22 protein-coding genes and 1 riboswitch are annotated in these 25,087 nt (G+C 66.3%); of the genes, 20 read left to right on the top strand and 2 right to left on the bottom strand.

What is annotated here, in order from left to right; genetic code table 11:
* The 11 genes from aceK to RZE77_RS24295 all read left to right on the top strand — a co-directional run bounded on the left by aceK (nucleotide 1) and on the right by RZE77_RS24295 (nucleotide 11,864).
* Nucleotides 1–1,821, top strand: a complete 1,821-nt coding sequence (gene aceK, locus RZE77_RS24345) for a bifunctional isocitrate dehydrogenase kinase/phosphatase (RefSeq protein WP_319439633.1) — start codon at nucleotides 1–3, stop codon at nucleotides 1,819–1,821.
* 58 nt (nucleotides 1,822–1,879) lie between these two features.
* Nucleotides 1,880–3,064: an acetyl-CoA C-acyltransferase gene (locus RZE77_RS24340; protein ID WP_319439632.1), complete on the top strand. Its 1,185-nt coding sequence runs from the start codon at nucleotides 1,880–1,882 to the stop codon at nucleotides 3,062–3,064.
* 166 nt (nucleotides 3,065–3,230) lie between these two features.
* A complete protein-coding gene (locus tag RZE77_RS24335; protein WP_319439631.1) occupies nucleotides 3,231–3,851 on the top strand; it encodes a hypothetical protein in 621 nt (206 codons plus the stop codon).
* Complete coding sequence (locus tag RZE77_RS24330) at nucleotides 3,852–4,733, top strand: SEL1-like repeat protein (protein WP_319439630.1); 882 nt, start codon at nucleotides 3,852–3,854, stop codon at nucleotides 4,731–4,733.
* Nucleotides 4,734–4,799: 66 nt separating this feature from the next.
* Nucleotides 4,800–6,050 carry a glutamate carboxypeptidase gene (locus RZE77_RS24325; protein ID WP_319439629.1) on the top strand — a complete coding sequence of 417 codons (1,251 nt, stop codon included), beginning with the start codon at nucleotides 4,800–4,802 and terminating at the stop codon, nucleotides 6,048–6,050.
* Between the two features lie 26 nt (nucleotides 6,051–6,076).
* Nucleotides 6,077–7,207 (top strand): acyl-CoA dehydrogenase family protein, encoded by a 1,131-nt coding sequence (locus tag RZE77_RS24320; RefSeq protein WP_319439628.1) that lies wholly within the window; start codon nucleotides 6,077–6,079, stop codon nucleotides 7,205–7,207.
* A gap of 8 nt (nucleotides 7,208–7,215) precedes the next feature.
* Nucleotides 7,216–8,043: a metallophosphoesterase gene (locus RZE77_RS24315; RefSeq protein WP_319439627.1), complete on the top strand. Its 828-nt coding sequence runs from the start codon at nucleotides 7,216–7,218 to the stop codon at nucleotides 8,041–8,043.
* A 110-nt stretch (nucleotides 8,044–8,153) separates the two neighbouring features.
* Nucleotides 8,154–8,582: a YchJ family protein gene (locus RZE77_RS24310; RefSeq protein ID WP_319439626.1), complete on the top strand. Its 429-nt coding sequence runs from the start codon at nucleotides 8,154–8,156 to the stop codon at nucleotides 8,580–8,582.
* Nucleotides 8,583–8,608: 26 nt separating this feature from the next.
* A riboswitch (TPP riboswitch) is annotated at nucleotides 8,609–8,713 on the top strand.
* A 91-nt stretch (nucleotides 8,714–8,804) separates the two neighbouring features.
* Nucleotides 8,805–10,691 (top strand): phosphomethylpyrimidine synthase ThiC, encoded by a 1,887-nt coding sequence (thiC, locus tag RZE77_RS24305; RefSeq protein WP_319439625.1) that lies wholly within the window; start codon nucleotides 8,805–8,807, stop codon nucleotides 10,689–10,691.
* A 54-nt stretch (nucleotides 10,692–10,745) separates the two neighbouring features.
* Nucleotides 10,746–11,438: an HAD family hydrolase gene (locus RZE77_RS24300; protein WP_319439624.1), complete on the top strand. Its 693-nt coding sequence runs from the start codon at nucleotides 10,746–10,748 to the stop codon at nucleotides 11,436–11,438.
* A gap of 99 nt (nucleotides 11,439–11,537) precedes the next feature.
* Nucleotides 11,538–11,864, top strand: coding sequence for a thioredoxin family protein (locus tag RZE77_RS24295; protein WP_027730156.1), 327 nt, complete (start codon nucleotides 11,538–11,540; stop codon nucleotides 11,862–11,864).
* A 318-nt stretch (nucleotides 11,865–12,182) separates the two neighbouring features.
* Here RZE77_RS24295 and RZE77_RS24290 read toward each other — a convergent pair whose 3' ends face one another.
* Complete coding sequence (locus RZE77_RS24290; protein ID WP_319427827.1) at nucleotides 12,183–13,211, bottom strand: AraC family transcriptional regulator; 1,029 nt, start codon at nucleotides 13,209–13,211, stop codon at nucleotides 12,183–12,185.
* A 143-nt stretch (nucleotides 13,212–13,354) separates the two neighbouring features.
* Here RZE77_RS24290 and RZE77_RS24285 point away from each other — a divergent pair, with 143 nt between their 5' ends.
* The 8 genes from RZE77_RS24285 to RZE77_RS24250 all read left to right on the top strand — a co-directional run bounded on the left by RZE77_RS24285 (nucleotide 13,355) and on the right by RZE77_RS24250 (nucleotide 23,666).
* Nucleotides 13,355–14,527: an isovaleryl-CoA dehydrogenase gene (locus RZE77_RS24285; protein ID WP_319439623.1), complete on the top strand. Its 1,173-nt coding sequence runs from the start codon at nucleotides 13,355–13,357 to the stop codon at nucleotides 14,525–14,527.
* A gap of 42 nt (nucleotides 14,528–14,569) precedes the next feature.
* Nucleotides 14,570–15,538 (top strand): Bug family tripartite tricarboxylate transporter substrate binding protein, encoded by a 969-nt coding sequence (locus tag RZE77_RS24280; protein WP_319439622.1) that lies wholly within the window; start codon nucleotides 14,570–14,572, stop codon nucleotides 15,536–15,538.
* Between the two features lie 29 nt (nucleotides 15,539–15,567).
* Complete coding sequence (locus RZE77_RS24275) at nucleotides 15,568–17,238, top strand: AMP-binding protein (protein WP_319439621.1); 1,671 nt, start codon at nucleotides 15,568–15,570, stop codon at nucleotides 17,236–17,238.
* A complete protein-coding gene (locus tag RZE77_RS24270) occupies nucleotides 17,235–18,863 on the top strand; it encodes a carboxyl transferase domain-containing protein (protein ID WP_319439620.1) in 1,629 nt (542 codons plus the stop codon). Before RZE77_RS24275 ends, RZE77_RS24270 begins: the two co-directional genes overlap by 4 nt.
* 338 nt (nucleotides 18,864–19,201) lie before the next feature.
* A complete protein-coding gene (locus RZE77_RS24265; protein ID WP_319439619.1) occupies nucleotides 19,202–19,990 on the top strand; it encodes an enoyl-CoA hydratase/isomerase family protein in 789 nt (262 codons plus the stop codon).
* A 10-nt stretch (nucleotides 19,991–20,000) separates the two neighbouring features.
* Nucleotides 20,001–20,672 carry a DUF4126 domain-containing protein gene (locus RZE77_RS24260; protein WP_015867481.1) on the top strand — a complete coding sequence of 224 codons (672 nt, stop codon included), beginning with the start codon at nucleotides 20,001–20,003 and terminating at the stop codon, nucleotides 20,670–20,672.
* Nucleotides 20,665–22,668: an acetyl/propionyl/methylcrotonyl-CoA carboxylase subunit alpha gene (locus RZE77_RS24255; RefSeq protein ID WP_319439618.1), complete on the top strand. Its 2,004-nt coding sequence runs from the start codon at nucleotides 20,665–20,667 to the stop codon at nucleotides 22,666–22,668. Before RZE77_RS24260 ends, RZE77_RS24255 begins: the two co-directional genes overlap by 8 nt.
* A 59-nt stretch (nucleotides 22,669–22,727) precedes the next feature.
* Nucleotides 22,728–23,666, top strand: coding sequence for a DUF4349 domain-containing protein (locus RZE77_RS24250; RefSeq protein WP_319439617.1), 939 nt, complete (start codon nucleotides 22,728–22,730; stop codon nucleotides 23,664–23,666).
* A gap of 15 nt (nucleotides 23,667–23,681) precedes the next feature.
* Here RZE77_RS24250 and RZE77_RS24245 read toward each other — a convergent pair whose 3' ends face one another.
* Nucleotides 23,682–23,996: an EthD family reductase gene (locus RZE77_RS24245; RefSeq protein ID WP_319439616.1), complete on the bottom strand. Its 315-nt coding sequence runs from the start codon at nucleotides 23,994–23,996 to the stop codon at nucleotides 23,682–23,684.
* 120 nt (nucleotides 23,997–24,116) lie between these two features.
* Between RZE77_RS24245 and RZE77_RS24240 the strand changes: the two genes are divergently transcribed.
* On the top strand, nucleotides 24,117–25,037 hold the full coding sequence (locus RZE77_RS24240) for a 2-hydroxyacid dehydrogenase (RefSeq protein ID WP_319439615.1): 921 nt from the start codon (nucleotides 24,117–24,119) through the stop codon (nucleotides 25,035–25,037).
* Nucleotides 25,038–25,087: the final 50 nt, after the last annotated feature.

The following is a 25,087-nucleotide window of genomic DNA, read 5'->3' as shown; positions in this document are numbered from 1 at the left end:
ATGTTCCCGCAGCGTCTCGATTCACCGCTGGCCTACGACATCGCCAAGGCGATGATCGACGGGTTCAATCGCCACTACACGCTGTTCCGCGCCGAGTCGGCGCGCGCCAAGCACCGCTTCGAAACGGCCGACTGGCACGGCCAGCAGCGCGCGCAGCGCGAGCGCATCGAGTTCTACGACATGCGCGTGAACGAGGCCGTGGCCCGGCTCGAGAAAGAGTTCAAGGCCGGCGACCAGCCGATGGAGGTGTGGCACCAGGTCAAGCTGCACTTCATCGGGCTGCTGGTGGACCACCACCAGCCCGAGCTGGCCGAGAGCTTCTTCAATTCGGTGACCACGAAGATCCTGCACCGGGCCTACTTCCAGAACGACTTCATCTTCGTTCGCCCGGCCATCAGCACCGAGTACATCGAGCCGCGCGGCGCGCCGACGTACAGGCCCTACTACCCGTCGCACGATACGCTGGCCGACACCATCGAGCAGATGCTGGACGACTACGGCCTGCAGGGCGGCTTTGCCAACAAGCGGCGCGATGCCGAGCGCGTGGCGCACGCCATCATGGGGCGCTTCCACCAGGTGAAGCTGCGCGCCAACTTTCAGCTGCAGGTGCTCTCGGGGCTGTTCTACCGCAACAAGGGCGCCTACGTGGTCGGCAAGATCATGAACGGCTTCGTCGAGCTCCCGTTCTCGCTGCCGATCCTGCACGACAGCCATGGCAAGTTCTACGTGGACGCGGCGCTCTTCGGCGAGGACGACCTGCAGATGCTCTTCAGCTTTGCGCGCGCCTACTTCATGGTCGACATGGAAGTGCCCTCGGCCTGCGTGCAGTTCCTGCGCTCGCTCATGCCGCGCAAGCCGCGCGCCGAAATCTACAACGCGCTGGGCCTCGCCAAGCAGGGCAAGACGCTGTTCTACCGCGACTTCCTCTCGCACCTGAACTACTCGAGCGACCGCTTCCGCATTGCGCCCGGTATCAAGGGCATGGTCATGCTGGTGTTCGACCTGCCCTCGTTTCCGTTCGTGTTCAAGGTCATCAAGGACTTCTATCCGCCGCAGAAGGACACCACGCGCGAGCAGATCAAGGGCAAGTACATGCTCGTGAAGCAGCACGACCGCGTGGGCCGCATGGCCGACACGCTGGAATACAGCGACGTGGGTTTTCCGCTCGACCGCTTCGAGCCCGAGCTGATCGAGGAGATCCGCAAGTTCGCGCCCAGCCAGCTCGAGATCGGCGACCGCGACGGCAACGGGGAGATGGAGCTCGTGCTCAAGCACGTCTACATCGAGCGCCGCATGATCCCGCTCAACATCTTCCTGCAGGAGGCCTTCGACACGCTGGCCAACCCCGAAAGCCCGGCGCATGCCAAGCGCGCGAAGGAGCAGCTCGAGCATGCGGTGGTCGAGTACGGCAACGCCATCAAGGACATGGTGGCGGCCAACATCTTTCCGGGCGACATGCTGTGGAAGAACTTCGGCGTCACGCGCGGCGGCAAGGTGGTGTTCTACGACTACGACGAGATCGAATACATCACCGACTGCCAGTTCCGCAAGGTGCCCGCGGCACGCAACGAGGAAGACGAGATGAGCGGCGAGGTCTGGTATTCGGTGGGCCCGAAGGACGTGTTCCCGGAAACCTTCGGCCCTTTCCTGCTCGGCAACGATGCGGTGCGCGAAGCCTTCATGGCGCACCATGCCGACCTGCTCGACGCTGCCTTCTGGCAGCACCACAAGGAACGCATCCGGGCCGGGCAGATGCTCGACGTGTTCCCGTACGAAGAGTCGCAGCGCTTTCCGCACGAGGGCCATGCGACCCATTTCTGATTGAGCCCCGGTCGGCGACGACCGCTTTCTTTCTTTCCACTTCCCGAAGGAGACCACCATGCCTGAATCCATCGTCATCGTCGGCGCCGCCCGCACCCCCATGGGGAGCTTCCAGGGCGACTTCTCTTCCCTTGCCGCGCACGACCTCGGCGGCGCCGCCATCAAGGCCGCCGTCGAGCGCGCGGGCATTGCACCCGACAGCGTGGGCGAAGTGCTGTTCGGCAACTGCCTGATGGCCGGCCAGGGCCAGGCGCCGGCGCGCCAGGCGGCCTACAAGGGCGGCCTGCCCGACAGCGCGGGCGCGGTCACGCTCAGCAAAATGTGCGGCTCGGCCATGAAGGCCGCGATGCTCGCGCACGACCTGCTCTTGGCCGGCACGCACGAGGTGATGGTGGCGGGCGGCATGGAAAGCATGACCAACGCGCCCTACCTCATGCTCAAGGGCCGCGGCGGCTACCGCATGGGCCACGACCGCATCTTCGACCACATGATGCTCGACGGCCTGGAAGACGCCTACCAGCCGGGCCGCTCGATGGGCACCTTCGGCGAAGACTGCGCCGCCAAGTACAAGTTCACGCGCGAGCAGCAGGACGCCTTCGCCATCGCCAGCGTGCAGCGCGCCAAGGCCGCCACCGAATCCGGCGCGTTCAAGGAAGAGATCACGCCCGTCACGGTGAAGGGCCGCGGCGGCGACACCGTCGTTTCCATCGACGAAGGCCCGGGCAAGGTCAAGCTCGACAAGATCGCAACGCTCAAGCCCGCGTTCAAGAAGGAGAACGGCACCATCACCGCCGCATCGAGCTCGTCGATCAACGACGGTGCCGCTGCGCTGGTGATGATGACCGAGTCGCACGCGAAGAAGATCGGCGCCAAGCCCATCGCCCGCATCGTCGGCCATGCCACGCACGCGCAGCAGCCCGAGTGGTTCTCCACTGCCCCGGTCGGCGCCGTGGCCAAGCTGTTCAAGAAGACCGGCTGGACCGTCAAGGACGTGGACCTGTGGGAAGTGAACGAGGCCTTCGCGGTGGTGCCGATGGCGCTGATGCACGAGCTCGACGTGTCGCACGAGATCGTCAATGTGAACGGCGGCGCCTGCGCGCTGGGCCACCCGATCGGCGCCAGCGGCGCGCGCATCATGGTCACGCTGATCCATGCGCTGAAGGCGCGCGGCAAGAAGCGCGGCGTGGCCACGCTGTGCATCGGCGGGGGCGAAGGCACCGCCGTGGCACTCGAATTAATGTAAATTCAACATTTGTTTTACATTCATTTCTATTTACTTATCAATAATATTTGTTAAGTATCAAGAGGGTATGAAATTGCTTCTCTCTTTCTGATTCCCTGATACCATCCTGCCGCCGGTAATCGCCACCGCATGGCGGATGTCGAACAGGAAGAATTCAGGGAAAAGAATGAGCATAGAGAGAGGGGCAGTGCGGGCGCAAGCCGCGCGCTATTGGGTGGTCTCGCGGAAGTTATTGCATCGATTTGTCGATGTTTTTAAAATATCTTCTTTGTTTGTGGCGGCAATCCTGATGTTGATTGCTGCGCTACCTAAATCGCCTACCGATCTCGAGATTGCCGATGCTGACGATCTGCTCTTGAAGCTGACGGCATTGGGTCGCGAAGGGGCAGTTGTTCTGTGCGATCCTGGAAGTATTGAGAAATACCTTTCCGTTCATATTGATCAAGAAAGATTAAGCAAGAATGGCGGCAACAATTCCCCTGTTGCCGTGAATGCACGAAGCCAGCCTGTTTTTGGGAATTATTGGAAATTTCGAGCCGGCACGAGCACTGTATGCCGGCTCCAATTGCAGGTTTCCGGCCGTCGATTCTGTGACACGGATTCCGCGCGCACACAACGTTTGATCGGCAGCCGCGTTCAAACTCGACTGCCTGTACCGGGTGAAGCCGATTTCTACGATCACGGGTATGAACTGGCCCGCGATTCCAGGGAAAGATCGACCATCGGATGGCGGCACCCGAGTCAGTCATGTCCCGCTGAAGTCGAAATCGCTGTGGCGACCCGCTGAATGGCAATGCGTGAACGTCGTTCGCCAGCGTGGCCCGCGCTGCTCGCAGGAGTCCTTTTTTTTGCCGCGTGCGCCATGCTGGTGTACGAGTCGACGCGCGAATACTTTCCTCGCGGCGATTTGCGCGCGTTCGACACTCGACGTGCCGAGTTGTTGAGCGCCGAACGGCGGGCCGAATACGAGCGCGAACTGTTCAGCGAGTTGTCCCAATGGAATCGCCTCAGCCGTACCTATCCGACCGAGGCTGACATTGGTCAACGCGAACGGCGATGGAGGCAACTGGCCGACGAGGGGCTCGAGTTAGCGCACATCGCCCTGCAGGTGCTTCAACCTGATGGCCGCTTCGTCTACCCTCTTGAGAAGCCGATGAATCGGTTGCTGGCCCTCGCGGAGCGAGGCGACACCGGTGCAATGTGTCTGATGACAGTGCTTGTCAGTCAAGTCAAGAATTCGCGTTGGTCCGCCCAGCATTCCGAAGTGGCAAGGAAATGGTTGCTCCGGGGTGCCGAGCGCGGGCACCCGGAGTGCCAGCTGCAGTTAGGACGCCGTCTGATCCTGGGTATCGATGGGGCGACCAAAGATGCAAAGCGCGGTCTGGCCTTGGAACTGACGGCTCGTCGGAGTGGATACGCTCATGACGTAGATGGGCTGGTATCGCATTTTCAACAGCGATGGTCGACCGACCCTGCCGATCTCACAAGGTTGTATTGTTGGTTGTCGATCGATGCTCAGTCGCGCTTGACGGATGGGCCGCAGAACATGCTGAGGCTTCTGCGCGTCGAGGCGCAGCGCAACGATTCCGAGGAGCTGATGCATCTGGCAAACCAACTCGAGAACTCGCGGTTTTCCTTGCAGGCATGTGTTGACTTGAGCAGAGGCTGAGGTCATCGCAGGCGGCCAGGACGATGCCTAGAATGCCAGCTTCGTGCACATCTGGAGACCTTGTTCATGTATTCGGCCATTCTTCGCAACACCGTGGCTGCGTTGGCTACCCTGGCTTTCCTGGCGCCAGCCGCCGGCTGGGCGCAGAAGCGCGACAACGTGCTGTTCCAGGCCGCCACCGATGCGCAGCCCGCGGTGCTCAAGACGCTGGAGCAGCTGGTCAACATCGAAACCGGCACGGGCGATGCCGAGGGCATTGCGGCCGCGGGGAACTACCTCGAGGGCGAGCTCAAGAATCTCGGCTTCACCGTCACGCGCAGCAAGTCCGCCGGGCTCGTGGTGGGCGACAACATCGTCGGCAAGCTCAAGGGCCGGGGCGGCAAGAACCTGCTGCTGATGTCGCACATGGACACCGTGTACCTCAAGGGCACGCTCGCCAAGGCGCCGTTCCGCATCGAAGGCAACAAGGCCTACGGCCCCGGCATTGCCGACGACAAGGGCGGCAACGCCGTCATCCTGCACACGCTGAAGCTGCTCAAGGACTACGGCGTGCGCGACTACGGCACCATCACCGTGCTGTTCAACACCGACGAGGAAAAAGGCTCCTTCGGCTCGCGCGACCTGATCCAGGAAGAAGCCAAACAGGCCGACTACGTGCTCTCGTTCGAACCCACGAGCGCGGGCGACGAGAAGCTTTCGCTCGGCACTTCGGGCATTGCCTACGTGCAGGTCAACATCACCGGCAAGGCCTCGCATGCGGGCGCCGCGCCCGACCTGGGCGTGAACGCGCTGGTCGAGGCCTCGGACCTCGTGCTGCGCACCATGAGCATCGACGACAAGGCCAGGCACCTGCGCTTCAACTGGACCATGGCCAAGGCCGGCAACGTGTCGAACATCATTCCGGCCAGCGCCACGCTGAACGCCGACGTGCGCTATGCGCAGAACGAGGACTTCGAGGCCGCCATGAAGACGCTCGAAGAAAAGGCGCAGCAGAAGAAGCTGCCCGAATCCGATGTCAAGGTGGTGGTCACGCGCGGCCGTCCGGCCTTCAATGCCGGCGAAGGCGGCAAGAAGCTGGTCGACAAGGCCGTGGCCTACTACAAGGAAGCCGGCGGCACGCTGGGCGTGGAAGAGCGCACCGGCGGCGGCACCGACGCGGCCTACGCGGCGCTCTCGGGCAAGCCCGTGATCGAGAGCCTGGGCCTGCCGGGCTTCGGCTACCACAGCGACAAGGCCGAGTACGTCGACATCAGCGCGATTCCAAGGCGGCTGTACATGGCGGCGCGGCTCATCATGGACCTGGGCGCCGGCAAGTAAGCAAGAAAAAATACAGGAGACACGCCATGCTGCTCAGTGCCGACCAGGAAGCCATCCGCGACGCGGTGCGCGATTTTTCGCAGGCCGAACTCTGGCCCAACGCCCCGAAGTGGGACCGTGAACATAGCTTTCCGAAAGAAGCGCACCAGGGCCTTGCGGCACTCGGCGCCTACGGCATCTGCGTGCCCGAGGAGCATGGCGGCGCGGGGCTCGACTACCTCACGCTCGCGCTGGTGCTCGAGGAGATTGCGGCCGGCGACGGCGGCACCAGCACCGCCATCAGCGTGACCAACTGCCCGGTCAACGCCATCCTCATGCGCTACGGCAATGCGCAGCAGAAGAAGCAGTGGCTCGAACCGCTGGCGCAGGGCCGGATGCTCGGCGCCTTCTGCCTCACCGAACCGCAGGCCGGCAGTGACGCATCGAGCCTGCGCACCACGGCGCGCAAGGACGGCGATGGCTACCTGATCGACGGCGTGAAGCAGTTCATCACCAGCGGCAAGAACGGCCAGGTCGCGATCGTCATCGCGGTGACCGACAGGGGCGCCGGCAAGCGCGGCATGAGCGCCTTCATCGTGCCCACCGACGCGCCGGGCTACAGCGTGGCGCGGCTCGAGGACAAGCTGGGCCAGCACAGCAGCGACACCGCGCAGATCAATTTCGACGGCTGCCGCATCCCGGCGGAAAACCTCATCGGCGCCGAGGGCGAGGGCTACAAGATCGCGCTCGGCGCGCTCGAGGGCGGCCGCATCGGCATTGCCGCGCAGAGCGTGGGCATGGCGCGCAGCGCCTTCGACGTGGCCCTGGCCTATGCCAAGGAGCGCCAGGCCTTCGGTGGGGCGATCTTCGATCAGCAGGCCGTCGGTTTCAGGCTGGCCGAATGCGCCACGCAGCTCGAAGCCGCGCGCCAGCTGATCTGGCACGCCGCCAGCCTGCGCGACGCCGGCCGCCCGTGCCTCAAGGAAGCGGCGATGGCAAAGCTGTTCGCGAGCGAGATGGCCGAGCGCGTCTGCAGCGCCGCGATCCAGACGCTGGGCGGCTACGGCTACGTGAACGACTTTCCGCTCGAGCGCATCTACCGCGACGTGCGGGTGTGCCAGATCTATGAGGGCACGTCCGACATCCAGAAACTGCTCATTCAACGCGCGCTGGCTTGAGTGCCGGCATGCGACGCCGGCCGCCGGTGCTCCGGGTCGCCGCGGCGGTCCTGCTGCTGGCGCTGGCCGTCTGGACAGTTGCCATCGAGCCGCGCTGGGTCGCGGCACGCGTCGAGCCCTTGGGTTCGGCGCAATGGCAGGCGCCCGCCGGCCTCAAGGTGGCCATGGCGGCCGATTGGCATCTCAGCACGCGCTCGGCGTGGCGCATTACCAGTGTGGAGCGCGCCGCACGCATCGTCGACCAGATCAATGCTGCACAGCCCGATGTGATCCTGCTGCCCGGCGACTTTCTTGCGGGCTCGGGCGATGACGAAGACCTGTCCATCGAAGAAATGGCTGCCGTGCTGGGCCGCCTGAAAGCGCCGCAGGGCGTGTACGCGGTGCTCGGCAATCATGACTGGTGGCACGACGGCGAGCGCACGGCGCGCGCCTTGTCCGCTGAGGGAATCCGCGTGCTGGAGAACGCCTCGATGCGCCTGCCGGACCATGAGATCTGGGTGGTCGGCATCGGCGACGACTCGACCGGCCATTCGCAGCCGGACAAGGCACTGGCCGGCGTGCCGAAGGGCGTCGCCACGCTGGTCATGATGCACGATCCCTTCAGCTTTGCGGCCATGCCGCCCACCCGGGGGCTGGTGGTGGCCGCGCACACGCACGGCGGGCAGATCAGCGTGCCGGGCTACGGCGCACTGGTGGTGCCGGGGCGCGCGCCGCGCGAGTGGGCCCATGGCTGGATCGCGCACAAGGACCAGCGCGTGTACGTGACCAGTGGGCTGGGCGTGAGCATTCTCCCGGTGCGCTTCAACATGCGGCCCGAGTGGGTGATGTTCCAGTAGGAGGCCGCGTGATTCATGCCCCGATCGGCCCGTCGCCGGCAGTCCCCCGCACGGCCCCGGGCTTGCCCCATCCGGCGAAGGGCCCGGAGGATGTTCCAATAGAGGCCTTCATGAGCGCCACTGTTCCCACCACCGGACCTTGCCCCTGCGGCCGCACGGACCGCCGAGACAAGCCCATCGGCTATGCCCTGTGCTGCGGCCGCTACCTCGAGGACTTCGAGGGCACGCCCGCGCCCGACGCCGAATCTCTGATGCGTTCGCGCTATACCGCCTTCGTGCTGGAGCGCGGCCCTTACCTGCTCGCCACCTGGCATGCGTCCACGCGGCCGGCGTCGATCGAGTTCGAACCCGGCGTGAAGTGGCTGGGGCTGGACATCCGCTCGCGCTCGGTGCTCGACGCCGACCATGCCGAGGTCGAATTCGTCGCCCGCCAGCGCAGCAGCACCGGCGCCGCCACGCGCCTGCACGAGCGCAGCCGCTTCGTGCGCGAGGGCGACCGCTGGTTCTACCTCGAAGGCGATCTGCAGACCCCCGGTTGACGCACCGGGCCACGGCCCGCACAATAGTCCCCGCTCCGGGGTGCACGCATGTGGCGTGCTGAGATGGCAAAGTGCCGACCCGCGAACTTGATCCGGGTCATACCGGCGTAAGAAGAGCTGCACTCCCCGACTCCGGTCCCGCCACCCACCCATCCGACGTGGCGGCCCGAAGTCCTCAGAGCGATTGCGGAGCACCCTTTCCCTCAACAAGGAGTGCCCCGCATGAATGCCCCCGACAAGTTCACCTCCCTGCTCTCGCTCACGCGCGAGCCCTTTCCCGCATCGCACAAGTGCCTGATCCCGGGCAGCCGGCCCGACCTGAACGTGCCGGTGCGCGACGTGCTGCTGACCAATGGCGAGACCGTGTCGCTCTACGACACCTCGGGTCCCTACACCGATGCCAAAGTCGAGATCGACGTGCGCCGCGGCCTGCCGGGCGTGCGCGGCGCCTGGATCGCCGAGCGCAACGACACCGAAAGCTACGAAGGCCGCTCGCACCAGGCGCTCGACGAGGGCCTGAAGCACGCCCACGACCACGATGCCCAGCGCCTGGCCGAACTGCGCGCCGGCGCCTCGGCGCTGCAGCGCACGCCGCGCCGTGCCAAGGCGGGCGCCAATGTCACGCAGATGCACTACGCGCGCCGCGGCATCGTCACGCCCGAGATGGAATACGTGGCGCTGCGCGAGAACGGCAAGCGCGAGTGGATGGCCGAGTACCTCGCCAACGAGGAGCGCGCCAAGCGCGTGGCCGGCAACCCCATGGGCGCGAGCATTCCGCGCATCATCACGCCCGAGTTCGTGCGCGACGAGGTGGCGCGCGGCCGCGCCATCATCCCGGCCAACATCAACCACCCCGAAGTCGAGCCGATGGCCATCGGCCGCAACTTCAAGGTCAAGATCAACGCCAACATCGGCAACTCGGCCGTCACCTCGAGCATCGAGGAAGAAGTGGAAAAGCTCGTGTGGGCGATCCGCTGGGGCGCCGACAACGTGATGGACCTGTCCACCGGCAAGAACATCCACACCACGCGCGATTGGATCGTGCGCAACAGTCCCGTGCCCATCGGCACCGTGCCGATCTACCAGGCGCTCGAGAAGGTGGGCGGCGTGGCCGAGGACCTGACCTGGGAGATCTTCCGCGACACGCTGATCGAGCAGGCCGAGCAGGGCATCGACTACTTCACCATCCACGCCGGCGTGCGGCTGCCGTTCATCCACCTGACGGCCGACCGCATGACGGGCATCGTCTCGCGCGGCGGCTCGATCATGGCCAAGTGGTGCATCGCGCACCACAAGGAGAGCTTCCTGTACGAGCGCTTCGAGGACATCTGCGACATCATGAAGGCCTACGACGTGAGCTTCTCGCTCGGCGACGGCCTGCGCCCGGGCTCGGGCGCGGATGCCAACGACGAAGCGCAGTTCGCCGAGCTGCGCACGCTGGGCGAGCTCACGCAGATCGCGTGGAAGCACGACGTGCAGACCATGATCGAAGGGCCGGGCCACGTGCCGATGCACATGATCCAGGCCAACATGGACGAGCAGCTCAAGCACTGCCACGAGGCGCCGTTCTACACGCTCGGCCCGCTGACCATCGACATCGCGCCGGGCTACGACCACATATCGAGCGCCATCGGCGCCGCGATGATCGGCTGGGCCGGCACAGCGATGCTCTGCTACGTGACGCCCAAGGAACACCTCGGGCTGCCCGACCGCGACGACGTCAAGCAGGGAATCATTGCCTACAAGATCGCCGCGCACGCGGCCGACGTGGCCAAGGGACATCCGGGCGCGCGCTCGCGCGACGATGCGCTCAGCAAGGCGCGCTTCGAATTCCGCTGGCAGGACCAGTTCAACCTGGGCCTGGACCCCGACACGGCGCGCGAATTCCACGACGAGACGCTGCCCAAGGATTCGAGCAAGGTGGCGCACTTCTGCTCGATGTGCGGACCGAAGTTCTGCTCGATGAAGATCACGCAGGAAGTGCGCGAGTACGCGGCGAAGAAGGGCGTGGCCGAGGCGGAAGCCATGGCCGAAGGAATGGCGCAGAAGTCCAGGGAGTTCATGGCCGGCGGCGGCGAGATCTATATCCCGATCCAGCCGGTGTCCTGAGCCAGGCCGGGGTCATTGCTACCATGGGGGAATTCCCCCGAACCCCTCAGCGCAATGACCCCTTTCCCCTTCGACGCCGTCCTTTTCGACTGCGACGGCGTCCTCGTCGATTCAGAACCCATCACCAACCGCGTGCTCGCCGAGATGCTCGGCGAACTCGGCTGGCACCTCACCACCGAAGAGTCGATGAACACCTTCACCGGCAAGGCCGTGAAGGACGAAACCGCGCTCATCGAATCGAAGACCGGCGTCAGGATCACCGAAGACTGGCTCAAGGCCTTCAGGGCCCGCCGCAACGAAGCCCTCGAGCGCGACCTCGTGGCCATTGCGCACGCTCCCGCGGCCATCCGCGAAGTCCATGCGCGGCTCCGGGGCCGCATCGCCTGCGCCTCGGGCGCCGACCGCCACAAGGTCGAACTGCAACTGGCGAAGGTCGGCCTGCTCGAGTGCTTCGAGGGCCGCATCTTCAGCGGCCACGAGATGCCGCGCTCCAAGCCCTACCCCGACGTTTATCTGGCCGCCGCCGAGGCGCTGGGCGTCGACCCGAAGCGCTGCGCGGTGGTCGAGGACACCGTCACGGGCGCGATGGCCGGCGTCGCCGCGGGCGCCACGGTGTTCGGCTACAGCACCGGCGAATCTGGCCATAGCGGCCCCGAGGCGCTGCGCAGCGTCGGCGCGCTGCGGGTGTTCAGCGACATGCGGGAACTGCCCGCGCTGCTCGCTTCGCACGGCCTGCAGCCGGCCTGAAAAGCAGGCCTGGAAAAACCAAGCCCCTGCCGCCAGCAAGCCCGCGGTGTTTCTGCTGCAATGGCATCAAGCAAGCCAGTCCACAAGGAGCCGGATCCCATGACTTCCGAATACAAGACCGAGCAGCCCGACCGCGCCGAGATCGATGCCCTGAAGGGCCCGGCGGTGGTCGAGTTCGGCACCAACTGGTGCGGCATCTGCAAGGCCGCCCAACCTAATATCGCCGAGGCCTTTGCCAAGTACCCGGACATCCCGCGCATCAAGGTCGAGGACGGCAGCGGACGACCGCTGGGCCGCTCCTTCAACGTGCGGCTGTGGCCCACGCTGGTGTTCATGCGCGACGGCCAGCAGGTCGCGAAGCTGGTGCGTCCCGAAGACAGCCAGTCCATCGCCGATGCGCTGGCGCTGATTGCGCAGCCGGGCTGAGTTGGTGCCTTGTTCGGGATGCCGCTGGTTCAGGGCGCGCTCCCGCCGACGGGGTACCTTGCTCCGCGAATGTCCCCCGGCCTGCGGCCTCCTCCTTGATTTCGCTGCGCAAGGCACCCCATCGGCGGGAGCGTGATTCAGAGCAGTCGTTGATCAGCGGTACACCCAGAGCGTGCCCAGGTGCACAGGGCATCGGGTGCTCCCCGCAGCGAAATAAAGGAGGAGCCGAAGGCGGGGGACATTCGCGGAGGGGAGTACCCGGTGGCCTGTGCACGCGCCCCGAACGACGGCGCCAATAGAGCACAAATCAGAATCCCGCTACAACCCCCGCAGCCGAAAGTCCCGCGGCGCATGCCCCGTCCACTGCAGGAACGCACGCGAAAAGCTCTTCTCGTTGCGAAAGCCCACCGCCAGCGCCACCTGCTTGATCGGCCGGTTGGTGCGGCGCAGCTGCTCCACTGCCATCTCGTGGCGCACTTCGTTCTTCAGCGTCTGCAGCGACGTGCCCTCCTCGTGCAGCTGCCGGTGCAGCGTGCGGCTCGACACGTTGAGCAGCGTGGCCAGCGCCTCCGCCGTCGTGGCCTCGGCGGCGCGCGAACGCAGCAGCTCGCGCACGCGCTGGCCCAGCAGGCGGTCGCGCCGGTACTGCAGCACCGTGAGCGGCAGCGCCCGCTTGAGCATCGTGCGCAGCGCACGCTCGTCGCGCTGCAGCGGCAGGGCGAGGTAGCGCTCGTCGAAGCTGATGCTCGCCTCGGGCGCATCGAAGCGCACCTCGGGCGTGAACATCAGCGGATAGGCGTCGCGGTGCGGCGGCGCTGCAAAGGGAAAGGTCGCGTCGCGCAGCGAGATGCGCGAGTCGATGGCCCAGCAGACGTACCCGTGCAAGAAGCGCAGGCTCGTCACCAGGCAGAACTCGCGGAACGCCTCGTCCAGCGGGCGGTGCTCGGCGATGCGCAGCGTGGCCACGCCGCCCGACACCTCCAGCGCCAGCGTGATGTCCTCGGTCAGCAGGCGGTGATGGCGGCACCAGCGCTTGATGGCCACGCCCAGGTCGGGCGAGGTCAGCGAGGCGCGGCACAGCATGCCGTAGCTGCCCCAGGGCAGCCGCCGCGAGAACCAGCCGAGCGCCTCGTCGTCCAGCTCCTGCATCGCATGGCCCGACAGCGCCTCGAACTGCGCGGCCGTCACCCGCGCGCCCGGCCGGGCCAGCTCGCGCGGCGTGATCTGTGCCGCTTGCAGCGCCGCGGACGGATCGATGCCGTAGCGCTCGTAGCCCTGCACGATGGCTCTCACGAAGGCCATCGGCGTGACGGCGCGGGCGGGTCGGAGGAAGGACGGGGACGACATGGTCAGGTGGTTCCGGCGTGGCGCAATTTGCAACCATTGTGGCGCCAATTGCGGCGCAGCGAGGCGTAAGCTGCATTCTTCCAAGCGCCCATCCGCGTGGGATAGCCTGCCTGCGCGCCGACCCTTCAGAGGAGACAACACACATGCACGATCCCGGCCTGAACTTCGACCTGGGCGAGACCATCGATTCGCTGCGCAGCGCGATCCAGGACTTTGCGGCGAACGAGATCGCCCCGCGCGCCGCCGACATCGACCGCGACAACCTGTTCCCGCACGACCTGTGGCAGAAGCTCGGCGAGCTCGGCCTGCACGGCATGACGGTGAAGGAAGAATTCGGCGGCACCGAGCTGGGCTACCTCGCCCACATCGTGGCGATGGAAGAGGTGTCGCGTGCCTCGGCGTCGGTCGGCCTTTCGTACGGCGCGCACTCCAACCTGTGCGTGAACCAGATCCACCGCAACGGCAGCGATGCGCAGAAGAAGAAATACCTGCCCAAGCTGGTGAGCGGCGAGCATGTCGGCGCACTGGCCATGAGCGAGCCCAACGCCGGCTCCGACGTCGTGAGCATGAAGCTCAAGGCCGAGAAGAAGAACGGCTACTACGTGCTCAACGGCGGCAAGATGTGGATCACCAACGGCGGCGATGCCGACACGCTCGTGATCTACGCCAAGACCGAACCCGAGATGGGCGCGCGCGGCATGACGGCCTTCATCGTCGAAAAGGGCTTCAAGGGCTTCTCGGCCGGCACCAAGCTCGACAAGCTCGGCATGCGCGGCTCCAACACCTACCCGCTGTTCTTCGACAACTGCGAAGTTCCCGAAGAGAACGTGCTCGGCGGCGAAGGCATGGGCGCCAAGGTGCTGATGAGCGGTCTCGACTACGAACGCGCGGTGCTCTCGGGCGGGCCACTCGGCATCATGGCGGCCTGCATGGACGCGGTGCTGCCCTTCATCCACGAGCGCAAGCAGTTCGGCCAGAGCATCGGCGAATTCCAGCTGATGCAGGGCAAGCTCGCCGACATGTACTCGACCTGGCAGGCCACGCGCGCCTACGTGTACGCCGTGGGCAAGGCCTGCGACCGCAACGACCATGCGCGCACTTTCCGCAAGGACGCGGCCGGCGCCATTCTCTATTCGGCCGAGAAGGCGACGTGGATGGCCGGCGAGGCGATCCAGGCGCTGGGCGGCGTGGGCTACACGAAGGACTTTCCGGTCGAGCGGCTTTGGCGCGATGCCAAGCTGTACGAGATCGGTGCGGGCACGAGCGAGATCCGCCGCATGCTGATCGGGCGCGAGCTGTTTGCCGAGACTTCCTGAAAGCGGCCAGCCGAACTTTCAAAAAATATAAGGAGACAACCCATGACCTTGACCCGCCGCCACGCCGCGCTGGCTGTGGCCGCCACGTTGTGCGCTACCGCTTTCGCCCAGGACAAATACCCATCCAAACCCATCACCCTCGTCGTCCCTCAAACCGCCGGCGGTGCGAACGACGCCATTGCGCGCGTGGTTGCGCAGCGCCTGTCGGAGCAAATGGGCCAGAGCGTGATCGTGGACAACCGTCCTGGTGCGGGTGGCACGGTGGCCACGGCGGCGCTGGCGCGCGCCAAGCATGACGGCTACACGCTGCTGCTCACGGCAGACAGCGCCCACGTGGTCGGCCCCGCGCTCTACAAGAATCCCGGGTTCGATGCGGTCAAGGACTTCGAGCCCATCGCGCCTGTCGCCACGGCGGGCTATGTGCTGGTGGCCAACCCCTCCTTTCCCGCCAACAACGTGGCGGAACTGATCGCGCAGGCCAAGGCCCACCCCGGCCAGTACACCATTGCCTCGGCGGGCAACGGCACGCTCAACCACCTGATCGGCGAAATGCTGCAAAAACAGGCAGGCATCCAGCTCCGGCATGTGCCCTACAAGGGCTCGGCAGCGGCGGCGACCGACGTGGTGGGCGGGCAGGTGCCGCTGTCGGTGCAAAGCCTGCCTTCGGTCATGGGCTTCATCAAGGCGGGCAGGCTCAAGGTGCTGGGGGTGGTGAACGCCAAACGCGTGGCCGTACTGCCGGATGTGCCGACCATCGGTGAAACGCTCAAGGGCTTTGGCGAAGCGCCGTGGTATGCGTTGTTTGCGCCTGCAGGCACGCCCGCGCCCATCGTGGCGCAGTTGCAGGCCGAAGTGGCTCGCGCGCTGGATCAGAAGGACGTGGCCGACAAGCTTGCCGCCGTGGGCTGCGAGCCCTTCAAGGGCACCGCGGCCCAGTTGGGCGCGCTGGTGCGCGCCGACCTGCCCAAGTGGGCGCGCGTGGTGAAGGACACCGGTGCCACGGTGGACTGATTTCTGAATAGCAACAGGGAACACGCAACATGTCTCCACAATCGAGTTTTGCCCAAGGCGATACCCGCGTTCCGCTGATCGAGCAGACCATCGGCGACTTCTTCGATGCAATGGTGGCGCGCCAGCCCGATGCGCTGGCGCTGGTGAGCCGCCATGAAGGACAGCGCTTCACCTACCGTGAACTGCAGGCCGAATCGAACCGCCTCGCCAGCGCATTGCTGAAGCTGGGCCTCGCACCCGGCGACCGCGTGGGCATCTGGTCGCACAACAACGCGCCCTGGGTGCTGATGCAGATTGCGACCGCCAAGGCCGGGCTGATCCTCGTCAACATCAATCCGGCCTACCGCACCTCCGAGCTCGAATACGCGCTCAACAAGGTCGGCTGCAAGGCGCTGGTGACGATGGCGCAGTTCAAGACCAGCGATTACCTCGGCATGCTGCGCGAACTGGGCCCCAAGCGCCTGCCGCAGTTGCGCCACACCTTCTGGATCGACGGCAAGGCCGCGGCCGATGTGCAGGAGCCCGGCATGCAGCGCTTCAGCGAGCTGCTCGCAAGCGGCGATGCGGCCGACCCGCGCGTGGCCGCCACGCAGAAGACGCTCAAGGCCACCGACCCGATCAACATCCAGTTCACCAGCGGCACCACGGGCTTTCCGAAGGGCGCGACGCTGACGCACCGCAACATCCTCAACAACGGCTTCTTCATCGGCGAATGCATGAAGCTCACGCCCGCCGACAGGCTGTGCATTCCGGTGCCGCTCTACCACTGCTTCGGCATGGTGCTCGGCAACCTCGCCTGCCTCACGCATGGCTCGGCCATCGTGTATCCGAACGACGGCTTCGATCCACTCACCGTGCTCGAGACTGTGCAGGCCGAGAAATGCACGGGCCTGCATGGCGTGCCCACGATGTTCATCGCCGAGCTCGACCATCCGCGCTTCAAGGAGTTCGACCTGTCCACGCTGCGCACCGGCATCATGGCCGGCTCGCCGTGCCCGACCGAGGTGATGAAGCGCGTGGTGAACGAGATGCACCTGGGCGAGATCACCATCGCCTACGGCATGACCGAGACCAGCCCGGTGAGCTGCCAGAGCAGCACCGACACGCCGCTCGACAAGCGCGTGTCCACCGTGGGCACGGTGCAGCCGCACCTGGAGATCAAGATCATCGACCCCGAGACCGGCGCCATCGTGCCGCGCGGCAGCTCCGGCGAGTTCTGCACGCGCGGCTACTCGGTGATGCACGGCTACTGGGAAGACGAGCCCAGGACCCGCGAAGCCATCGATGCCGAGCACTGGATGCACACCGGCGACCTGGCCACCATGGACGCCGAGGGCTACGTCAACATCGTCGGGCGCATCAAGGACCTCGTGATCCGCGGCGGCGAGAACATCTATCCGCGCGAGATCGAGGAATTCCTGTACCGACACCCGAAGGTGCAGGACGTGCAGGTGGTCGGCCTGCCCGACAGGAAGTACGGCGAGGAGCTATGCGCCTGGATCATCGTCAAGCCCGGCCAGGCCGCGACCGAAGACGAGATCCGCGATTTCTGCAAGGGGCAGATCGCGCACTACAAGGTGCCGAAGTACATCCGCTTCGTCACCGAGTTTCCGATGACGGTGACGGGCAAGATCCAGAAATTCAAGATCCGCGAAGCGATGGCCGAGCAGCTCGGCCTCGAACAAGAAAAGACAGCATGAGCAAGATCGAAACCAAACTCAACGCCCGCTCGGCCGACTTCCAGGCCAATGCCGCAGCGATGCGCGCGCTGGTCGACGACCTGCACAAGCAGTTCGCGAAGGTGGAGCAGGGCGGCGGCGAGGCCGCGCGCGCCAAGCACACGGCCCGCGGCAAGCTGCTGCCGCGCGACCGCGTGGCCGAGCTGCTCGACCCCGGCACGCCCTTCCTCGAGATCGCACCGCTGGCCGCGCATGCGATGTACCTCGATGCCAAGGGCGCCGAGTCCGCGCCCGGCGCCGGCCTCATCGCGGGCATCGGCCGCGTGAACGGCGTCGACTGCATGATCGTCTGCAACGACGCGACGGTGAAGGGCGGCACCTACTACCCGATGACGGTCAAGAAGCACCTGCGCGCGCAGGAGATCGCCGAGCAGAACCGCCTGCCCTGCATCTACCTGGTCGATTCGGGCGGCGCCAACCTGCCGAACCAGGACGAGGTGTTCCCCGACCGCGACCACTTCGGCCGCATCTTCTACAACCAGGCCAACATGAGCGCCCAGGGCATCGCGCAGATCGCGGTGGTCATGGGCTCGTGCACGGCGGGCGGCGCGTACGTGCCGGCAATGAGCGACGAGTCGATCATCGTGAAGAACCAGGGCACCATCTTCCTGGGCGGCCCTCCGCTCGTGAAGGCTGCGACGGGCGAGGTCGTCACGGCCGAGGACCTGGGCGGCGGCGACGTGCACACGCGGCTCTCGGGCGTGGTCGACCACCTGGCGCAGAACGACCTGCATGCGCTGGCGCTCGCACGTTCGGCCGTGGCCAACCTCAATGCGGACGCGGCCTCGGCCCGGGACACTGCAAGGACCGAGGTGCGCCCACCCGAGTTCCCGCGCGAAGAGCTCTACGGCGTGATCCCGACCGACACGCGCAAGCCCTTCGACGTGCGCGAGATCATCGCGCGCATCGTCGACGGCAGCGAGTTCCACGAGTTCAAGGCCCGCTTCGGCGCCACGCTGGTCTGCGGCTTTGCCGAGATCGAGGGCATGCCGGTGGGCATCATCGCCAACAACGGCATCCTGTTCAGTGAATCGGCGCAGAAGGGCGCGCACTTCATCGAGCTGTGCTGCCACCGCAAGATCCCGCTGGTGTTCCTGCAGAACATCACCGGCTTCATGGTCGGGCGCAAGTACGAGAACGAAGGCATCGCGCGCCACGGCGCCAAGATGGTGACGGCCGTGGCCACGGCCAACGTGCCCAAGTTCACCATCATCATCGGCGGCAGCTTCGGCGCCGGCAACTACGGCATGTGCGGCCGCGCCTACAGCCCGCGCTTCCTCTGGATGTGGCCCAACGCGCGCATCAGCGTGATGGGCGGCGAGCAGGCCGCGAGCGTGCTGGCCACGGTGAAGCGCGACGGCATCGAGCTCAAGGGCGGCAGCTGGAGCAAGGAAGAGGAAGAGGCCTTCAAGGCGCCGATCCGCCAGCAGTACGAAGACCAGGGCCACCCGTACTATGCAACGGCGCGGCTGTGGGACGACGGCATCATCGATCCGGCGGACACGCGGCGGGTGCTTGCACTCGGTTTGGCTGCATCGCGCAATGCGCCGATTCCCGAGCCGAAATTCGGCATTTTCCGGATGTAGCACGTGGCACCGCTTTTGCCCAATTCGAGTCGATGCGGTCACCGCGCTTCAGGGCGCGCTCCCGCCGACGGGGTACGCGGCGAAGCGAATGTCCCCCGGCCTGCGGCCTCCTCCTTTATTTCGCTGCGCAAGGCACCCCATCGACGGGAGCGTTGGACAGAGCACTGGTTGATCAGCGGTACACCACGAGCGTGCCCAGTGCACAGGGCATCGGGTGCTCCCCGCAGCGAAATTAAGGGGGAGGCCGAAGGCCGGAGGACATTCGCGGAGGGGAGTACCCGGTGGCCTGTGCACGCGCCCTGAACAAAACAACAGCGCCCCGAACAAACATCACTGACATGACCTTCACCAAACTGAAATTCGAAATCCACGACGCCATCGCACGCATCTGGCTCGACCAGCCCGACGCGCGCAATGCCTTCGACGACGTGGTCATCGCCGAACTCACGCAGGCCTTCACCGAAGCCGGCGCCGCGCCGCAGGTCAAAGCCATCGTGCTCGGCGCCAACGGCCCGGCCTTCTGCGCGGGCGCGAATCTCAACTGGATGCGCCGCATGGCCGACTACACGCGCGACGAGAACATCGCCGACGCGGGCAAGCTGGCCGCCATGCTGCGCACGATTGCCGAATGCCCCAAGCCCACCATCGCGCGCGTACAGGGCGATGTGTATGCGGGCGGCATGGGCCTGGTCGCGGCCTGCGACATGGCCGTGAGCGTGGACACCGCGTGGTATTGCCTCAGCGAAGTCAAGATCGGCCTCGTGCCCGCGACCATCAGCCCGTATGTGCTGCGCGCCATGGGCACGCGCGCATCGCAGCGCTACTTTCTCACGGCCGAGCGTTTCACCGCGGCCGAGGCGCACCGCATCGGCTTCGTGCATGAAGTGGTCGCGGCCGATGTGCTCGATGCCAAGGTCGACGAACTCCTGAAGGCGCTCACCAGCGCCAGCCCCGCCGCGGTGCGTGCCTGCAAGCAACTGATCGCCGACGTGGACGGCCGCGAGATCGACGACGCGCTGATCGCCAAGACCGTCGAAGGCATCGCCGACATCCGCGCCAGCGACGAAGGCCGCGAGGGCGTGCAGGCCTTCCTGCAGAAGCGCAAGCCGTCCTGGCTGGGCCACTGAGCGCCACGCGATGAATGCGCTCGACATGCCCCAGCTGCTCGCACTGGCCGCGGCCATTGGCTGGGCCAGCGGCGTGCGGCTGTACCTGGTCGTGCTGCTGACGGGGTTGGCCGGCTACTTCGGCTGGGTGCCGCTGCCCAGCGGATTGCAGCTGCTGGCGCATCCGGTGGTCATCGCGGCCAGCGGCTTCATGGTGTTCATCGAATTCTTCGCCGACAAGATCCCGGGCCTCGATTCGCTGTGGGACGTGGTGCACACGGCCATCCGCATTCCCGCCGGCGCGGCGCTCGCGGCCAGCGTGTTCGGCGCCGACCATGGCGCGATGGCCATCGTGGCCGCGCTCGTGGGCGGCGGCTTTGCGGCCACCGCGCATGCGGCCAAGGCCACGACGCGCGCGGCCATCAACACATCGCCCGAGCCGTTCTCGAACGTGGGTGCGTCGCTGGTCGAAGACACGATGGTGCCAACCGGGCTGTGGCTCGCGGTAGCGCATCCGCTGGTCTTCCTGGTGCTGTTCGTCCTGGTGCTGGTGCTCAGCGTCTGGCTCATCCGCAAGAGCTGGCGCTTTCTCAAGGCGCTGTTCACTCGCGTGGCCCGCATCTTCAGCGGGCGGCCCGATCCGGGCGTCACGCCTGCATTCCAACTGAAAAAGAATCCTCCGGGAGACACTCCGAATGTTTAAGAAGATCCTGATCGCCAACCGAGGCGAGATCGCGTGCCGTGTTGCAGCAACGGCCCGCCGCATGGCCATCCGCACCGTGGCTGTGTACTCCGATGCCGACGCGCATGCCAACCACGTGCGCGCCTGCGACGAGTCGGTGCACCTCGGCGGCAGCGCGCCGAAAGACAGCTACCTGCGCTGGGAAAAGATCCTCGAAGCCGCCAAGGCCACGGGCGCCGAAGCCGTGCATCCGGGCTACGGCTTCCTGAGCGAGAACGAGGAATTCGCACAAGCCTGCGCCGACGCGGGCCTGGTCTTCATCGGCCCGCCGCCCTCGGCCATCAAGGCCATGGGCCTCAAGGCCGAGTCGAAGCAGCTGATGGAAAAGGCCGGCGTGCCGCTGGTGCCCGGCTACCACGGCCACGACCAGGACCCGGCGCTGCTGCAGCGCGAGGCCGACCGCATCGGCTACCCGGTGCTCATCAAGGCCAGCGCGGGCGGCGGCGGCAAGGGCATGCGCGCGGTCGATCGGGCCGAAGACTTTGCGGCGGCGCTCGCCTCGTGCCAGCGCGAGGCGATCAACAGCTTCGGCGACGACGCGGTGCTGATCGAAAAGTACGTGCAGCGCCCGCGCCACATCGAGATCCAGGTGTTCGGCGACACGCACGGCAACTACGTCTACCTGTTCGAGCGCGACTGCTCGGTGCAGCGGCGGCACCAGAAGGTGCTGGAAGAAGCGCCCGCGCCCGGCATGACCGAGGCGATGCGCAAGCAGATGGGCGAAGCCGCGGTAGCTGCGGCGCGTGCCGTGAACTACGTCGGCGCCGGCACGGTGGAGTTCATCGTCGAGCAGCGCGAAGGCGGTGAAATGAACTTCTTCTTCATGGAGATGAACACGCGCCTGCAGGTCGAGCACCCGGTGACCGAAGCGATCACCGGCCTCGACCTCGTCGAATGGCAATTGCGCGTGGCCTCGGGCGAGGCGCTGCCCGCGAAGCAGCAGGAGCTGCAGATCCACGGCCACGCGATCGAGGCGCGCATCTGCGCCGAGAACCCCGACAACAACTTCCTGCCCGCGACAGGCAGCTTGCGCGTCTACCGCAAGCCGCAGGCGACGGCCTTCCAGCGCAGCCGCGTGCGCATCGACGACGGCGTGCGCGAGGGCGGCGAGATCTCTCCGTTCTACGATTCGATGATTGCCAAGCTGATCGTGCACGGCAGCACGCGCGCCGAGGCGCTGGCGCGGCTCGACGCAGCGCTGGCGCAGGTGCAGATCGTCGGCGTGTCGACCAATGTGCAGTTCCTGCGCGGCATCCTCGCGACCGAATCGTTCGCCAAGGCCAATCTCGACACTGCGCTGATCGAGCGCGAGCGCGCCGTGCTGTTCGACCGCGAGGCGCTGGGCCTGCCGCTGGCCGCCGCCGCCGCCATCACGCGCACGCTGGTCACCGAACGGCCGACCGGCGCGCCTGACCCTTTCGAGCGGCGCGACGGCTGGCGCTCGCACGGCGAATACCGGCGCCACTTCGACTTCGAGTTCCGCGGTGCCGAGCAGACCGCCCTGCTGACCTACAAGCGCGACGGCAGCCTGTGGCTCGAAGCCGGCGGTGCCCAAGGCCCGCTGGTCGTGGGCCAGTTCCCGACGGGCGAGTTCGAGGTCGAGTTCGCCGGCTCACGCCAGACGCTCGACGTGCACCTCGATGGCGCCACGGCCCACATCTTCGCCTCGAAGGGCGCCACGAAGATCACCGCCATCGACCGCCTCGCCCACGCGGGCGACACTCACGCCGAAGCCGGCCGGCTCACCGCCCCGATGCCCGGCAAGGTGGTCTCCTTCGCGGTCAAGGCCGGCGACAAGGTCAGCCGAGGCCAGCCATTGGCCGTCATGGAGGCCATGAAGATGGAGCACACCATCGCAGCGCCGGCCGACGGCACGGTGGAAGAACTGATGTTCTCCCCCGGCGAGCAGGTGGCCGAAGGCGACGAACTGTTGCGGATGGCTGCGGCGGTGGTTTAACCCCGTTCCGGGCGCTCGCCCGTATCAGCTGCGGTAGCCATTTCTTCAAGGGATCTTTCATGACCTGCCGCAACAAGCATTTGCGTTCGCCTCTTTCTTCTTCTTTCACTTGCCGTCCGGGCGTTCTCCTGCTGGTCCTGGCCGCCGCTTTGTCGCTCGGCGGCTGCAAGAGAAGCGACAACGAGACCTCGGCCGCCGCCGAGCCTGCGGTGGCCTACGGCGGATCGATGCGGATGAAGAGCGCGCGGCTTGAAGCCGCGGCCCCGCCGGCTGCCACCGTTTCCGATCAGGCCCAGGACGCGCCGCTGCAGCGCTTTCTCGCGGTGCGGCAGGAGCTGAACGTCGAAGTCCCGCCCGAGCAACTGGCCGACGCCTGGGGCAAGGTGCGCGACCTGTGCGGCACGCTGCAGTGCGAGCTGCTGTCGTCCTCGCTGCTGCGCGAGACACCGCAGCAGCCCGGCAACGCCATGCTCGAGATGCGTGTGGCGCCGGCCGATGTCGACAGGCTGCTCGGCGGCCTGTCCGGCGTGGCCAGGGTGGTGTCGCAGAACACCACCAGCGAAGACAAGACCGCCGAGGTGATCGACGTCGAGGCGCGCATCAGGAACCGCATCGAGTTTCGCGACAGCCTGCGCCTGATGCTGCGCGACACGGTCACCAGGCGCACCATGGCCGACCTGCTCGCCATCCAGCGCACGCTGTCCGACACGCAGGCCGAGCTCGACGCCATTGCCACCCAGCGCAAGGTGCTGGAGCAGCAGACCAGCAAGCAGCACATCCAGGTCCAGTTCACGCCCGCACGCACGCTGGTGCAGGGCGGCCGCGGCTACAACCCGATGATGCGCGCGCTGCGCGAGGCGGGCTCGGTGCTGGCCGAGAGCGTGGGCGTGCTCATCACCTTCCTGGCGGCGGTGCTGCCGTGGCTGCTTCTGGTGGGCTTGCCGCTCGCGTGGCTGGTGCGGCTGCTGTGGCGCCGCCGCCGCGTCAAGGCGGCTTGAGCCGCCGGCGGGCGGTCAGCCCACCACCACTTCGCTGATCTGCATCACCGGTGCGATGTCGGTGTAGTTCTTGATGTCGCCCAGGATCTCCTTGGCATGCGGGCCGAACGCCGTCTGGAAGGCGTCGGCCGAGTCGCAGAACACGTGGCACATGCCGACGTAGGTCGGCGGCATGCCGGGCGCGCCGCCGGCCAGTCCCTTGTCGATGGTGTACGACCTGCAGGCGTCGCCCATGCGTGCCTTCAGGAGCGGCATGTGCTTGTCGCGGTAGTAGGCGTGGTCGAACCGCGCGCCTTCGGTGTAGGGATACATCACGCTGACTTTGATCATGCTTCGGTCTCCGGGTGTGGTGTCGATGTTCTGGATGGTCGCGCACGAGCATAGAAGAAGGCCCCGGGTGCCACAAGCCGCGGGTTCGGTTCATGGGCCCGGGCCCCTAAGATCCGGCTCATGAAAATCATCGTTTCCCTGACCGACAACCGCCCCGAACCCTGGATCGAAGGCCTCAGGGCCGAACTGCCCGATGCGCAGATCGAAACCTGGAAGCCGGGTACCGCCCAGGCCGACCATGCGGTGGTGTGGGCGCCGCCCCAGCAACTGCTCGACGAGCAGACCGGGCTGCGCGGCCTGTTCAACATCGGCGCGGGCGTCGATGCGCTGCTCAAGCTGCGCGTGCCGCCGCAGACGCGCATCGTGCGGCTCGACGACGCCGGCATGTCGGTGCAGATGGCCGAGTACGTGTGCCACACGCTGATCCGGCACTTCCGCGAATTCGACGTCTACGAGGCCGATGCGCGCGAAGGCCGCTGGAGCTACCGCAAGCCGCGGCTGCGGCGCGATTTTCCGGTCGGCATCATGGGCCTGGGCGTGCTCGGCGAGCGCGTGGCCAAGGCAGTCTCACAGTTCGAGTTTCCGGTGCTGGGCTGGAGCCGTTCGCCCAAAGCCATCGACGGCGTGAAGGTGTTCAGCGGCGAGGCGCAGTTCGACGAGTTCCTGTCGTCCACGCGCGTGCTGGTCAACCTGCTGCCGCTGACCGAGGCCACGCGCGGCATCCTCAACCGCGAGACGCTCGGCAAGCTGCGCCCGGGCGGCTATCTCATCAGCATCGCGCGCGGCGCCCACCTGGTGGAAGATGACCTGATCCCGATGCTCGATGCCGGCCAGCTGGCCGGCGCCACGCTCGACGTGTTCCAGGTCGAGCCGCTGCCCGCCGACCACGCCTTCTGGCGCCACCCGAAGATCACCGTCACGCCGCACGGCTCGGCGCGCACGCTGCGCGAGGAGTCCATCACCCAGATCGCCGGAAAGATCCGCGCGATGGAGCAGGGCCTGCCGGTCAGCGGCGTGGTCGACCCGGTCCGGGGCTACTGACGGCGGCACGCGTTACCTGCGATTACGCTGAAAGGAGGCGCAGCCAGGGG

The organism is Variovorax sp. SPNA7 (assembly GCF_033807855.1).
Taxonomy (GTDB): domain Bacteria; phylum Pseudomonadota; class Gammaproteobacteria; order Burkholderiales; family Burkholderiaceae_C; genus Variovorax; species Variovorax beijingensis.
The sequence above is the reverse complement of the archived record's forward strand: the minus strand, read 5'-3'. Positions and strand labels throughout refer to the sequence as shown.

Bases quoted from the DNA above. Each gene is read 5' to 3' on its own strand.
- RZE77_RS24335 (WP_319439631.1), top strand. From the start codon at position 3,231: ATGAGCATAGAGAGAGGGGCAGTGCGGGCGCAAGCCGCGCGCTATTGG.
- RZE77_RS24285 (WP_319439623.1), top strand. From the start codon at position 13,355: ATGCACGATCCCGGCCTGAACTTCGACCTGGGCGAGACCATCGATTCG.
- RZE77_RS24325 (WP_319439629.1), top strand. From the start codon at position 4,800: ATGTATTCGGCCATTCTTCGCAACACCGTGGCTGCGTTGGCTACCCTG.
- RZE77_RS24280 (WP_319439622.1), top strand. From the start codon at position 14,570: ATGACCTTGACCCGCCGCCACGCCGCGCTGGCTGTGGCCGCCACGTTG.
- RZE77_RS24330 (WP_319439630.1), top strand. From the start codon at position 3,852: ATGGCAATGCGTGAACGTCGTTCGCCAGCGTGGCCCGCGCTGCTCGCA.
- RZE77_RS24320 (WP_319439628.1), top strand. From the start codon at position 6,077: ATGCTGCTCAGTGCCGACCAGGAAGCCATCCGCGACGCGGTGCGCGAT.
- RZE77_RS24245 (WP_319439616.1), bottom strand. From the start codon at position 23,996: ATGATCAAAGTCAGCGTGATGTATCCCTACACCGAAGGCGCGCGGTTC.
- RZE77_RS24240 (WP_319439615.1), top strand. From the start codon at position 24,117: ATGAAAATCATCGTTTCCCTGACCGACAACCGCCCCGAACCCTGGATC.
- RZE77_RS24290 (WP_319427827.1), bottom strand. From the start codon at position 13,211: ATGTCGTCCCCGTCCTTCCTCCGACCCGCCCGCGCCGTCACGCCGATG.
- RZE77_RS24295 (WP_027730156.1), top strand. From the start codon at position 11,538: ATGACTTCCGAATACAAGACCGAGCAGCCCGACCGCGCCGAGATCGAT.
- aceK (WP_319439633.1), top strand. From the start codon at position 1: ATGTTCCCGCAGCGTCTCGATTCACCGCTGGCCTACGACATCGCCAAG.
- RZE77_RS24270 (WP_319439620.1), top strand. From the start codon at position 17,235: ATGAGCAAGATCGAAACCAAACTCAACGCCCGCTCGGCCGACTTCCAG.
- RZE77_RS24260 (WP_015867481.1), top strand. From the start codon at position 20,001: ATGAATGCGCTCGACATGCCCCAGCTGCTCGCACTGGCCGCGGCCATT.
- RZE77_RS24300 (WP_319439624.1), top strand. From the start codon at position 10,746: ATGACCCCTTTCCCCTTCGACGCCGTCCTTTTCGACTGCGACGGCGTC.
- RZE77_RS24315 (WP_319439627.1), top strand. From the start codon at position 7,216: ATGCGACGCCGGCCGCCGGTGCTCCGGGTCGCCGCGGCGGTCCTGCTG.
- RZE77_RS24265 (WP_319439619.1), top strand. From the start codon at position 19,202: ATGACCTTCACCAAACTGAAATTCGAAATCCACGACGCCATCGCACGC.
- RZE77_RS24250 (WP_319439617.1), top strand. From the start codon at position 22,728: ATGACCTGCCGCAACAAGCATTTGCGTTCGCCTCTTTCTTCTTCTTTC.
- RZE77_RS24255 (WP_319439618.1), top strand. From the start codon at position 20,665: ATGTTTAAGAAGATCCTGATCGCCAACCGAGGCGAGATCGCGTGCCGT.
- RZE77_RS24310 (WP_319439626.1), top strand. From the start codon at position 8,154: ATGAGCGCCACTGTTCCCACCACCGGACCTTGCCCCTGCGGCCGCACG.
- thiC (WP_319439625.1), top strand. From the start codon at position 8,805: ATGAATGCCCCCGACAAGTTCACCTCCCTGCTCTCGCTCACGCGCGAG.
- RZE77_RS24275 (WP_319439621.1), top strand. From the start codon at position 15,568: ATGTCTCCACAATCGAGTTTTGCCCAAGGCGATACCCGCGTTCCGCTG.
- RZE77_RS24340 (WP_319439632.1), top strand. From the start codon at position 1,880: ATGCCTGAATCCATCGTCATCGTCGGCGCCGCCCGCACCCCCATGGGG.